Origin of the sequence: Oceanobacillus bengalensis (genome assembly GCF_003628445.1) — a bacterium.
Classification (GTDB): domain Bacteria; phylum Bacillota; class Bacilli; order Bacillales; family Amphibacillaceae; genus Oceanobacillus; species Oceanobacillus bengalensis.
Map to the genome: position 1 here is coordinate 40,027 of NZ_RBZO01000009.1, position 12,956 is coordinate 52,982.

A 12,956-nucleotide genomic window follows, 5' to 3' on the forward strand; every position below is an offset into this window, starting at 1 on the left:
GCGGTACCACCCTTATAAATTTAAATTTACATAAAAATTCAAATTCACTTTAAATCCGTAACGGAGATGAACCGTCCATTACTACTTTCGTTCATAATGGATACTCATGGAGTGATATTCTAAAAGCATTGCTGATCAGGCTCCCACCAACCCCGATTCGCTATAAACAGCAAGTTTTGCTTTTATACTGTCTCCTTCTTCGTATATAGCATTATAAGAATGATTGTGTGTAAAAATTATATGTAAATTTCTAGATTTCGTCAAGGTTTATGCTTTATTCTCAACTAATTCTAATTCTTCTTCAAGATCTACATCAAATAAATCATCCCAATCATCCGTTTTTATCATTTCTAGTTGGGCTTCAACTAACATCTTTAATCTTGTACGGAATACTTTTGCTTGTTTTTGCAATTCTTGGACTTCGATTGCAATTTGTCGGGATTTACTCAATGCTTCATTAATAATTCGATCTGCATTTTTTTCCGCTTCCTTAACAATCAACTTAGATTCTTTAGAAGCACTCCCTTTTAATTCTTCAGCTGTTTCCTGAGCAACCAATATTGATTTATTAAGTGTATTTTCGATATCTGTAAAATGACCTAATCTTTCATTTAACTGAGCAACTTGTTCCCCTAGGTCCTTTTTTTCTCTAATTACCATTTCATAATCTTTAATTACTTGATCAAGAAATTCATTTACCTCATCTTCATCATAGCCACGTAATTTTCTTGTGAATTCTTTATTATGAATATCTAACGGTGTTAATGGCACAACGGCCACCTCCTTATATATTTACTATCCATTTCGTTTTATTTACTATTCGACAAAAAAAGTTATATTCCTGCAAAGTATACTATTTTTACCGAAAATTTATTTTATTACTTCATTAGCGCAGTAGTAATCTTCCATTTTTCCTTTTTCGTTTGTCCGTTAATTGTTACTAGCCTACTTCTCCCTTTCCCTCTAAGAGAGATCATATCTCCTTCTTGAAGCTTAAATGTCTTATCCTCAACAATTTTAAAATTCACTTTAACATATTGTTTTTTAATACATTCCTGAGCATCATTTCTAGAAATATGATAAATTTCTTTCATAACAGTATCCAACCTTAATGATGAGACGGTAGAATCCGATTCCAACCACTTTGCCTCTTCTGCCTGAAATAAGGATAAGTTTATCTCTTCAAATTGAATGTTGGCCTTCTTAATTGAAGTAAGGTTTGAAATCACGTATGAGGCGATTTCTTTTGCTATAATAATTTGAATGATTCCATTCCCTACATAGATATCCCCTAATTTTTTTCGTTTCATACCTAATGATAGAAATGCACCCATAACATCTCGATGCTCTAATCTGATAAATTTCTCATGATAGGATGCTTGAAGTAAACTTAATTGAAAAGCATCTTCACTAACTTCTTCATAGTACGGTGAAAGTAGAACGCGTTTTCTTTCACCATATGGGTTTCCACCATACATATGTAGTTTTAACTCATCATTCGTTGTACCAATTAACGTCTCCATTATATGTTGTTCCCTTGGGTCAAGAAAATCAGTTAATCTCGAAATAAAAGTTTGCTCAACCTGTTCCTTCCATGAAAGGATTTGGTCGATGAATGGTTCTTCTTCTTTTCTAAAATGCTGGTAAATATCCATATAAATCTCCTATTATTACATAACCTAGTTAGAATAAGAACATCCTAAAAAATTCATAAAGCCCCGTTTTAGCTAACTGTAATACGAAGATAGCTATAATCGGTGAAAAATCAATCATTCCGAGTGGTGGAATAAACTTTCGAAACATGTCTAAATATGGTTCACAAATTTTCCCAAGCATCTCCCCAAATGATGATTCACGTGCCCCTGGAAACCATGACATAAAAATATAAACAATTATTCCCCAACTATATATCGTGAGGGCTAAACTAAGTATTTGATATAATTGAAACATTGTTAACTACCATCCTTTTTCAAAATCATCTTCTGTAATATGCGTACTTGTAATTGTACCTGAGACATTAATATTATCAGGTGTACAAAGAAATGTCTCTGTTCCAAGCTTCTGGATGTCACCATTTAAGGCGTATACGGTACCACTAAGAAAGTCGATAATTCTTACTGCTTGATGGCGATCCACCCGTTGTAGATTCACTACCACTGCTCTTCTATTTACTATATTATCGGCTATTTCCTGAGCTTCATTATACGTCCTTGGTTCACATAAGACAACTTTTGAATTTGGTTGTTGAACAGCTGCTAAACTAACGACATTTTTTTTACTTTTCTCACTCTGTTTTACATTATTCTCCTGTACTTGTTCTTCTTCTACGTACTCATACTCATATTCCTCATCAACAAAAAAATTCTTAATTTTATTCTTGATACTCATTTACTTCACCTCACAATTTATCCTAATCCGAATCATTTCCTACTAAACTAGTGCCAATTCTTATATGTGTTGCGCCTTCCTCAATCGCAATCTCATAATCATTACTCATCCCCATAGACAAAAATTCACAAGGAGCATGATGTAAGCATTTCTCTTTGACTAAATCTCTAAGCTCAGCTAATTGTTTGAAATTCTCTCGAAGTTTTTCTTTATTATCGATGTGAGGTGCCATGGTCATTAAACCAACAATATGAATATTAGGGTACTCTGATAATTCTTCTATAAATGGGATTACCTTCTCAGGAGCTAGTCCATGCTTTGATGCTTCTCCACTTACGTTAACTTGGACAAAGCAGTCTACAGGGCTACTTGCTCGCTTATTGATCTCTTTCGCTAGTGAAATCCGATCAAGTGAATGCATATAATCAATTTTGTCAATTATATCCTTCACTTTCCTTGATTGTAGGCTCCCAATAAAATGCCAATTTACTTGTTTTCCAAACTCATTATATTTTTCTAAGAAGCCTTCATTACGATTTTCGCCAAGATTCTTAATCCCAGCGGCAATTGTCTCTTCTGCTCGTTCTATTGTAACATATTTCGTCACACCAATTATCGTTATTTCTTCAAATTTACGATTACTTTTTTCACATGCTTGTCTAATATTATTTGTTATTTGTTTTAGATTTGTTTGAACATCCATTGCTACAACTTCTCCTCCCTGATGTGTACTCGCAATATGTGCAATGATTCATTTTTTGAATCCAAGGAATCCTAACATTCTCCCGGTACGGCCCTTATCTCTGCGATGTGAGAAAAATAGTTCTTCATCATTATATGTACAATAGTTTGTTACTTCTATATTATGACGTAATACGCCTGATTGTAAAAGGATTTCTACATTTAATTGCTTTAAGTCTAATAAATAGCGATTATTCTTCTGTTGAATGGTTACCCTTTGTCTCATTTCATCATCGTTATGTCCTACTACATTATGATCCACCTCGTAAACAGATTGTGATATGCATGGACCAATTACAATAAATAGATTCTCTGGCATTACTCCAACATTTTGGAATGCTTGGACCATCTTTTCTGCTATCCGGCTAACCGTTCCCTTCCAGCCTGCATGGGCGATTCCGATGTACCCAGATACTGGATCAAAGAAAAATAAAGGAACACAATCGGCATAGAATGCAGTAAGAAGAACATCCTTTTTATTCGTAATCAGCCCATCTGTTCCTTTTATTGAACCATTATAATCAACCGAACCTTTGCCTTTATCCTTATCTTTAATAATTGCGATATTCGCTTGATGAACCTGTTCTCCTGAAACCCAGTTCCTGAGGGAAACATCTAATTTATTTGCTAATGTTTCTCTATTTTCTATTACAAGGTCTTTTTCATCTGCTACATGCAGTCCAAGGTTTAACGTTTGAAATGGAGAATTACTAACTCCCCCATTCCTTGTAGTAAATCCTGCTATTAGATTTGGATTTAATGTTTGCCAATTTTCTATATGTAAAAAGGATTCATCACTTTGTTTGAATGGTTCGTTCATTACTGCTGCTCCCCCTGTCATTGTTTGTACCATTTTAACATATTTTGTTGTGCATTATCTTAATTACCTTACACACTTAAGTTTGCGTTAGAAGTAGTGGTCCCTTCGCCTCTCGAACAAGAATGACATCTGAACCTATTCTGACAATTTGATTCCACCCAACGATAAGTTCATCTGCTTTACTAAATAAACTACCTTTTTTATCTTTTACCATAATAATAATCGCTTCAATCTTCCCAGTATCCGGATTAATATCTAAATCCGTAATATTCCCAAGCCTTCTTCCATCTTCAATCAATATTACCTCTTTTAGTTGTAGTTCAGATAACGTTACCACTATAATCACCCACCTTGTTCTAAATATATGCATGAAAACGTAATAATTTCATACATATACAAAATAATTAAAACAGAAAAAGGGAAAAGGTTGTCAGTCACCTTTTCCCTTTTTTAAAATATTAACGTTTTTTAGCCTTCAAACATTTGCTTATTCATCTGACTAATCGCAGCTTTTTCCAACCTTGATACTTGTGCCTGAGATATTCCAATTTCATCTGCAACTTCCATCTGTGTCTTTCCTTGATAAAAACGTTTATTCAGTATCATTTTTTCACGTTCATTAAGCTTGTACATTCCCTCTTTTAAGGAAATTTTATCGACCCATGTTGAATCCTTGTCTTTATCATCACTAATTTGATCCAAAACGAAGATTGGATCTCCGCCATCGTTATAAATTGGTTCAAATAAAGAGACAGGGTCTTGGATGGCGTCCATAGCAAATACAATATCTTGATGAGGTATTCCCATTTCTTCTGCTATCTCAGCAGGAGTGGGCTCTTTTGATGACTTGGCTATCAAACTTTCCCTTACTTGTAATGCCTTATAAGCAATGTCTCTTAATGACCTTGATACCCTTATCGGGTTATTGTCTCGGAGATATCTTCTAATTTCTCCAATAATCATTGGAACAGCATACGTGGAAAACCTTACATTATGTCCTAAATCAAAATTATCAATTGATTTCATTAAACCGATGCAACCCACTTGAAAAAGATCATCGACATATTCTCCACGATTATTAAATCGTTGGATCACGCTTAATACTAACCGAAGATTCCCGTTTACTAGTTCTTCCCTTGCTGATAAATTGTCTTCCTGTTGCACCTTGATGAACAACGCTCGCATTTCTTCATTGGTGAGTACTGGCAACTTTGATGTATCAACCCCACAGATTTCAACCTTATGTCTAATCATTATGTTTACCCTCCCAGATGGTAATGCTGTTCAAGGACAGTATCTCCCCTGGAAGGTGTTTTTATGCAAAAGCATCAATTTGAAAAAATTGCCATATCAAGTAGAATCTTTGTTAAATAAGGCTAGACCATCTTATTAAATTCCTTTTTTAGCCTCCTAATAATCTTTTTCTCTAGTCTTGAAATATACGATTGTGAAATACCTAACATATCCGCAACATCCTTTTGCGTCATTTCATCCTGACCAATTAGACCAAATCTAAGTTCCATAATTTGCTTTTCCCTATCATTCAACTTGGATAATGCTGATTTTAGTAAGGATTTGTCAACATCTGATTCTAGAGCCTTTGTTATAATATCATCATCCGTTCCAAGTACATCAGATAGTAAAAGTTCATTTCCATCCCAATCAATGTTTAATGGCTCATCAAAGGATACTTCTGACTTCAATTTATTATTTCTTCTTAAGTACATTAATATTTCATTTTCAATACATCTGGACGCATAGGTTGCTAATTTTATTTTTTTCTCTGGATTAAACGTATTAACAGCTTTAATTAGTCCAATAGTACCAATACTTATTAAATCCTCTATATTGATCCCTGTATTCTCAAACTTACGGGCGATGTAAACGACTAACCTTAAGTTTCGTTCAATTAAAACCGCTCTAGCTGTTTTATCTCCTTTAGGTAATAATATTAATAATTCCTGTTCTTCTTGTTTAGATAGTGGTGGCGGCAGGGCCTCACTACCACCAATATAGTAAATCTCATCAGATTTAATTCCAAATTTAATTAATAATTTATACCATTGTAATTTAAATTGTAAGCGAACCTTCCACCATTTCACCTATTATCTCTCCTCTTATGCTGAATGAATTGCAGCTAATTGAATAATTTGTGGATGCAGTAAGCAATGATAGCTCCTATCTTTCGTTAGCTCTGCAAACTGAATCCCAATTAATACCTTCCCTGTTACAATTTTCTGATCGCCATAATAAATGATTATTTTTTCAGGTCGAATAGCTAATAAAAACATACTACTACCTTGAACACCTTGAAATGGAATAATTTGTACCAAGTGCTCCCATTCTTTTGGTATTAACTCCAAATCAAAGCTTTCACTTGCTCTTTGTAATAATTGCAAATCCTCCTCGGAAAACCAATTCTTTAAAAATAGTTCATCACAGATTACTACCGGCTTCTTAGTGAGCGGATCATTTAATTGGTTGCCGCTGTCAATATAACCATTCGTGGAAAAACTTTTTTCTTTAATTTGAATAGTTACTGAATAGAGGCTGTTGTAACGAATTTTTTCTATTACATGCTTGTCCATACGGGCCTTAGTAAATAACCAAACGAGAGGAAAACCAATGATAACAAACAACCAACTAACAGGATCCCCATAACCATGATTAACTGTAGAGAAAACACCAGATGATAATGTAACTGGATTTGAAAAAAGAAAATGCAGTCCTAAGAGTCCACCTCCTATTGCAAATGTCGTGAAGTAAAATAATAAAAGTAGTTTAAAGAATCGATAAATCGTTATAAAACCAAAAGAACATAATATAATAAAAAGAGAAAATAGTAGTTTACCTATTACACTTGTAAAAAACGAATCTGGAAAATATAAGGTAACAGGTACGATCAAGGAAGCAACCAATGCACCAAATACAACTCTAATTTTTCTCGTGCTATCTCGTGCCAAAGCTTGTGTGAGCATTAGAAGCATAAGATCTAGGCAAAAATTTAATGCCCATACAGCATCAAGATATATCGTCAAGTTCCTTCTTCCTCTCTTAACTATGAGGACTCATGTATAAGATTTTATAGAAAGTATACCCAATACACAGGGCAAAGTCTGTCACTTCTTGTATGCAGAATTAGGCTAATTTTAACTAGTTATCGACAAGATTGTCGGGAGATTTTTTTGGATAAAATGGGAGACGATAGAGGAACAAGTTAGCATATTCTAACAGATTGATATTTAAAGCTCTTATTGTATTTATTGCATTATTAATCTAAAGTGCGGACTTATTTAATTCAGTATTGTGTGAAGCACGTCGTTCCGGAAACACACTTCGCTTTTGACGGGCGGCTGGTGAGCCTACTACGTGCTATCGCACTCCATAGTCTCACCTAGGCCTGTCCTCCCGTAGGACAGGGAAGGCTACGTCAGCTTTTGCTTCGCACGCAGAAAAAGTGAACTTCTTTTTCAAGGAGTCTTCGTGTGTTTCCTCCACTAAGATTCTGCTCTACTTTTCTTAACTAGTAAAAAGATGATTATGTGAAATCAGCTAACCAAAACGTGTTTTATGGTATATAGTCTAAAAATTATCTAGAGCAGCTATCTAAGCGGAGGCAGAATACGAAGACTCCTGCGGGAAAAGCACGTGTCCGAAGACCCCGCAGCGGTGGTCTTTCCGCGAGGAGGCTGAGGCCGTGCCCTAAGGTCCGCGAAGTATTCTGCCGGAGCGAAAGACAGCGCAAATCATTATAAGTGTAAGCGAGAGCTAAACTATATTGAAAATTAAAGAAATCAACAATCTATATACATTACGTCTCAGTCTATATCTTTTTAAAAAGCAACATTCTCATAAAATATAGCAACAAAAAAAGCAAACGAGATATGCTCCCGTTTGCTTTAAAGTAGAAATATTAAAAACTACTTATCTTCTATTTCGGTTTCTATTTCTAAGGAATGTTGGGATATCAAGTTCGTCGTCTTCTTGTCTTGGACGTTGTACTTGCTCCCTTTGAACAGGCTCTTCTTTCGTTGCCGCATGTTGATTATGAACAACTTGACGTTGTTGTTGTTGCTGAGGTCTTTGCTTAGGCTCAGGTTTTTTAATCACATCATCAAAACCAGTGGCAATAACCGTTACAACAATTTCATCTGTTAAGTTTTCATTTATAACCGAACCGAAGATTACATTCACTTCTTTATCAGCTGCAGATGTAACTAAATCTGCAGCTTCTTGAACTTCATATAAGCTAAGGTTCGTTCCACCTGTAATATTCATTAAAATACCGTGTGCTCCATCAATAGATGTTTCTAGTAATGGAGACGATATAGCTTTTTTCGCAGCTTCTGTTGCTCGAGTTTCACCGGTAGCAATACCGATACCCATTAACGCAGAACCTTTATCAAACATAATCGTCTTCACATCAGCAAAGTCAACGTTAATAAGACCTGGCTTAGCAATTAAATCAGATATACCTTGTACACCTTGTCTTAATACATTGTCTGCTTCACGGAATGCTTCAAGCATAGGTGTGTTTTTATCCACAATTTCAAGCAAACGATCATTCGGGATAACGATTAGTGTATCAACACTTTCTTTTAATGCTTCAATTCCAGATACAGCTTGAGTTGATCGTCTTCTTCCTTCAAAAGAAAACGGTCTTGTCACAACACCCACCGTTAATGCACCTAAATCTTTTGCAACTTGTGCTATTACAGGAGCAGCACCCGTTCCAGTACCACCGCCCATTCCAGCAGTTACAAAGACCATGTCAGCACCTTGGAGAACTTCTTCAATTTGTTCTTTGCTTTCTTCTGCTGCTTTTTTACCAACTTCCGGATTTGCACCTGCACCTAATCCTCTAGTTAACTTACCACCTATTTGTATTTTTAGCTCGGCTTTAGATAAATTTAATGCTTGTGCATCCGTATTTACTGCAATAAATTCTACACCCTCTACACCGTGTTCAATCATCCGGTTGACAGCATTATTACCACCGCCGCCTACACCGATTACTTTAATCGTTGCTAGTTCCTCCATATTTGTATCAAACTCTAACATAATTCGTTCCTCCTAATTATAATGCGAAAATCACAAGCGTTTTATCATTCAAGTTGTTGGGAGTTAGTTTTGTTTAATCAAAGAAATATTTAAATAGATTTGCTACTTTGCCTGTTTCTTTTTTCTTTTTCTCTTTTGGTTCACTAGATTTCACTTGATTAGGGTTATTACTACGCTTTTGTTTTGTCTCGCTTCCATCCATATGAACGCCTAGGTGTAAATCTTTACCTTGAATTTTGGCATTTCGATAAGCAAATTGTAAAATTCCTACACCAGCAGTAAATTGGGGTTCACGAACTCCAATGTAATCAGGGATAGCAATACGGACATTTGACCTGAATAGGTCTTGTGCCAACTCTAGTACACCTGGCATTGCCATCGTACCGCCTGTTAACACATATCCACCAGGCAGTTCTTGATAACCTGTTTTTCTAATTTCTCTTTCTACATAAGCATAAATTTCTTCGAGTCTTGCTTCAATCATATCAGAAATTTCTAACTGATTGTAGGCATGTTTCTGATTACTTCCTATAATGGAGACTTCAAATGTTTCATCTTCCACTGCATCATCGTAAAAAGCATGTCCATAATTAAGTTTTGCATCTTCTGCCTCTTCTGTTGACGTTTTAAGACCAATTGATAAGTCCTTCGTAATATTATTTCCTCCGAGACTGATTACACTAGTTGCTTGAAGATGATCATTCTCAAAAACTGAAACCGTTGTACAACCACCACCAATATCAATAAGAGCAACGCCAAGATTCTTCTCATCTGACGATAATGCAATCGTACCTGCTGCAAGAGGCTGTAAACATATATCAGCTATTTGTAAGTTAGCACGTTCCACACACTTTAATATATTATGTAAAACTGTTTTTGAACAAGTGATAATTGTTCCTTCCATCTCTAATCGGACACCTATCATTCCTCGAGGATCTGTGATCTCATCCAAACCGTCAACAATGAACTGTTTAGGAATGACATCGATAATTTCTCGCTCAGGAGGAATAGAAATCACTTGTGCTCCATCTATAACCCTTCTTATATCTTCATCACCAATTTCACGATCTTCACTTTGAACGGCAACAACACCGTGACACGGTCTGAGATCAATATGGTTGCCATTAATTCCAACAACTACTCTCTCAATTTGCATGCCAACCATTCGTTCAGCTTGCTCTACTGCACTTCTAATCGATTGGACCGTTTGATCAATGTCGACGATTGCACCTTTCTTCATTCCATTGGATTTGGCAGTTCCTACACCAATTATATTTAGAGAATCATTCAATACTTCTCCGATAATTACTTTAATTTTTGTTGTTCCTATATCAAGACTTACGAGTATTTCGCTGTTATTCAAAAGAAGGCACCTCCAAATTCGACATACACCCTTAAAATTAGATGCATTTAAACTTAATCAATTATTATCAGTCACTAGTTTTATAGATTATGACTTCGCAATATATAGATATTTCCACAAGAAACACGCATATTCCTTTAATTTTCGAAAAAAATGTTTTCTAGTGGCTGTTACACATATTATTCAGAGATTTCTCCCTGTTCTTCTACAGAACTTTCTTCAGCTTCTTCTGGAGACATCTCATCAAATGATTCAAAATAAACGCCTACTCCAATATGAATGATTCCCTGGCTTTCTGGATCCAACTGAGAAACAATCGAAGGATACACTTCCATTTTCTCAGCAAAGTTTCGTATTGTCCCATCAACAATGTATCCATCACTCATATAAAGTAGTATTTTATTTTTGTTATCGTCTGTCTTACTCCAATGAATTTCGGAGATAAGTTTCGATATACTTTCAGGTAACTGATTTAGTTCATCAGCCATTTTATGTAAAATTTCTTCATCTGTAAAACCTAGTAAAATAGGAGCATTTCCAGTAAACTCATCTTTTACTGACTCCGTTAATATTACACCATTTCCTAGAACTGGGAAATAATTTCTATCTACTTTACTATATCCAATTATCTCATTTTCCGTAATATTAATATTTATTGTCCATGGTAAATTCTTGTCTATCTTTACTTGATTAATAATTGGATTATTTTGAATTAGGCTTTCAATCTTTTCGATATCAATCATCCATATATTCGTATCCATCGTTAATTCACTTTGCCGGATGATTTCTTCATCCGTAACATGAGAATTACCACTTAAATTAATTGTTTTAATATGACTTAATGGTGATTGCAAATAGACAATAATTGATATTAAGAAGAAGAAGATTAATAGATAAAAAATTAGTCGACGATTTGCTTTCTTCTTTCGAGCTTGCTTCAATTTAGGAATACGATCTTCAATTGAAACAATATTTTTATTACTCATCCCCATTTCTTCCTTTGTTATAAAATTAAAAGAATAAACGGCAGGTTTTTGCCGTTTATATTCAGTTAACTAAATTATATCATAAAAACAGGTCAAACATATAGTCTACATTGATTAGTTTATCAAGTTTTTTCATGAAAATAACCTTCAAAATTTTTCCATTTCCAAATTCCCATCATTTCTCCCCTATATTTTGGAATAGATGCTAATATTTAGCAATATACCAACAGAACAAAGTGTTAGTGTTAAGGAAGACCCCCCATAACTTAAAAACGGCAATGTAATACCAGTTACCGGAATTAATCCAATTACAACGCTAATATTGATCATTGCTTGAATGGCTAACATTGATACAATTCCTAGAGCAAGTAATCTACCAAATAAGTCAGGAGATTCTAGTGCAATCTTTGTCCCCCGCCATAGTAGCAATAAGAAAAGCAAGATTACAAATGAACCACCAATAAAACCGAGTTCTTCCCCTATAATTGCAAATATGAAGTCATTTTGAGGTTCTGGCAAATAGAAATATTTTTGTAAACTATTCCCAAAACCAAGCCCCATTAAACCTCCTGGTCCAATTGCATATAAAGATTGTATAATTTGAAACCCATCTCCTAATGGGTCTTCCCATGGATTAAGAAATGCAGTTATTCTATCCATTCGATATGGTGCAGAAGCAATTAAACCTACCAAACCAAGCACCCCTAATAAAGCTAGTCCGACAAAATGAGATATCCTTGCACCAGCAACAAAGATCATAACCATACAGGTCAGCACTAAAACCATGCCCGTTCCTAGGTCAGGTTGTAACATGATTAATCCAAACGCTGTAAAGACTAATAACAAACACGGTAGAAATCCTTTCCTGAAGGATGTAATGTATTTTTGCCCTGCTGCTAGTATACTAGCCAGAAAGATAATGAGTCCGAGTTTCATAAATTCAGATGGTTGAATGCTGAAGGCACCAATACCAATCCAACTCTGTGCACCACCACGAATTAAACCAATCCCAGGAATTAATACCAGGATAAGGAGAACAAAACATACAATTAAGATAAATTTAGCATATCTTTGCCATGTATTGTATGGAATGAACATTATAAAGAACATTGCAAAGATACCAGCTCCAGCAAATAGGACTTGCCGCTTAAGGTAGTAGAATTGATCGTCAAACTTATACTCTGACCAAATATGAGAAGAACTGTAGACCATAAGAATTCCCACAGTTAACAAAGAGAGAACAATTAACAACAATACATAATCTGGTTTACTCTGATCGTTTAAACGATTCTTAAACAAAAAAACACCCCTTCATCTAAAAGTTAGATTGGGGCGTTCATTTTTTTATTGTTCAAAAGGAGAATAAAAAGAACCAAGAAGTTCGAGGCGGCCTAGCTCCCTGTATCAGAACGTATGCTTTGGATGCGCAAGCAACAGAAAAGCAAGCCAACGAGCTTCCACAGGATGCGGTGACTTCGGACGTTCAACACAGGACAAGTAATGCTACGTCAGCAATACTTCGCACGCAGAGAAAAAGTGATTTTCTTTTTCAAGGACGTGTCGGTAACTAGTCGAAGTTCCCCTATCTTGATGTGTC

The 12,956-nt window shown here is 35.2% G+C and carries 14 protein-coding genes and 1 other annotated feature (1 of these 15 running past the window's edge); all 14 genes read right to left on the reverse strand.

What is annotated here, in order from left to right:
• Window positions 1–209, reverse strand: a binding site (T-box leader); it reaches 23 nt to the left of the window's first position.
• Window positions 210–267: 58 nt separating this feature from the next.
• A complete protein-coding gene (locus D8M05_RS07370) occupies window positions 268–771 on the reverse strand; it encodes a DivIVA domain-containing protein (protein ID WP_121130197.1) in 504 nt (167 codons plus the stop codon).
• 107 nt (window positions 772–878) lie between these two features.
• Window positions 879–1,655 carry a YlmH family RNA-binding protein gene (locus D8M05_RS07375; RefSeq protein ID WP_121130199.1) on the reverse strand — a complete coding sequence of 259 codons (777 nt, stop codon included), beginning with the start codon at window positions 1,653–1,655 and terminating at the stop codon, window positions 879–881.
• 28 nt (window positions 1,656–1,683) lie between these two features.
• Window positions 1,684–1,950: a YggT family protein gene (locus tag D8M05_RS07380; RefSeq protein ID WP_121130201.1), complete on the reverse strand. Its 267-nt coding sequence runs from the start codon at window positions 1,948–1,950 to the stop codon at window positions 1,684–1,686.
• Window positions 1,951–1,956: 6 nt separating this feature from the next.
• A complete protein-coding gene (locus D8M05_RS07385) occupies window positions 1,957–2,388 on the reverse strand; it encodes a cell division protein SepF (RefSeq protein WP_121130203.1) in 432 nt (143 codons plus the stop codon).
• A 22-nt stretch (window positions 2,389–2,410) separates the two neighbouring features.
• The gene (locus D8M05_RS07390) at window positions 2,411–3,091 is read right to left on the reverse strand and encodes a YggS family pyridoxal phosphate-dependent enzyme (RefSeq protein ID WP_121130205.1); all 681 of its coding nucleotides are present in this window, start codon (window positions 3,089–3,091) and stop codon (window positions 2,411–2,413) included.
• A gap of 48 nt (window positions 3,092–3,139) precedes the next feature.
• Entirely contained in the window at window positions 3,140–3,949 is an 810-nt protein-coding gene (gene pgeF / locus D8M05_RS07395; protein WP_121130206.1) for a peptidoglycan editing factor PgeF, read from the reverse strand.
• Between the two features lie 76 nt (window positions 3,950–4,025).
• Window positions 4,026–4,286 (reverse strand): YlmC/YmxH family sporulation protein, encoded by a 261-nt coding sequence (locus D8M05_RS07400; protein ID WP_121130208.1) that lies wholly within the window; start codon window positions 4,284–4,286, stop codon window positions 4,026–4,028.
• Window positions 4,287–4,417: 131 nt separating this feature from the next.
• On the reverse strand, window positions 4,418–5,203 hold the full coding sequence (gene sigG / locus D8M05_RS07405) for an RNA polymerase sporulation sigma factor SigG (protein WP_121130210.1): 786 nt from the start codon (window positions 5,201–5,203) through the stop codon (window positions 4,418–4,420).
• Between the two features lie 122 nt (window positions 5,204–5,325).
• Window positions 5,326–6,051: an RNA polymerase sporulation sigma factor SigE gene (gene sigE, locus D8M05_RS07410; protein WP_121130212.1), complete on the reverse strand. Its 726-nt coding sequence runs from the start codon at window positions 6,049–6,051 to the stop codon at window positions 5,326–5,328.
• Window positions 6,052–6,066: 15 nt separating this feature from the next.
• Window positions 6,067–6,987, reverse strand: coding sequence for a sigma-E processing peptidase SpoIIGA (spoIIGA, locus tag D8M05_RS07415; protein ID WP_121130214.1), 921 nt, complete (start codon window positions 6,985–6,987; stop codon window positions 6,067–6,069).
• A gap of 886 nt (window positions 6,988–7,873) precedes the next feature.
• Window positions 7,874–9,010, reverse strand: a complete 1,137-nt coding sequence (gene ftsZ / locus D8M05_RS07420; protein ID WP_121130216.1) for a cell division protein FtsZ — start codon at window positions 9,008–9,010, stop codon at window positions 7,874–7,876.
• A 73-nt stretch (window positions 9,011–9,083) separates the two neighbouring features.
• A complete protein-coding gene (ftsA, locus tag D8M05_RS07425) occupies window positions 9,084–10,373 on the reverse strand; it encodes a cell division protein FtsA (protein ID WP_121130218.1) in 1,290 nt (429 codons plus the stop codon).
• A 179-nt stretch (window positions 10,374–10,552) separates the two neighbouring features.
• Window positions 10,553–11,359 (reverse strand): cell division protein FtsQ/DivIB, encoded by an 807-nt coding sequence (locus tag D8M05_RS07430; protein ID WP_121130220.1) that lies wholly within the window; start codon window positions 11,357–11,359, stop codon window positions 10,553–10,555.
• 186 nt (window positions 11,360–11,545) lie between these two features.
• Window positions 11,546–12,658, reverse strand: a complete 1,113-nt coding sequence (gene spoVE / locus D8M05_RS07435; RefSeq protein ID WP_121130222.1) for a stage V sporulation protein E — start codon at window positions 12,656–12,658, stop codon at window positions 11,546–11,548.
• Window positions 12,659–12,956 lie beyond the last annotated feature (298 nt).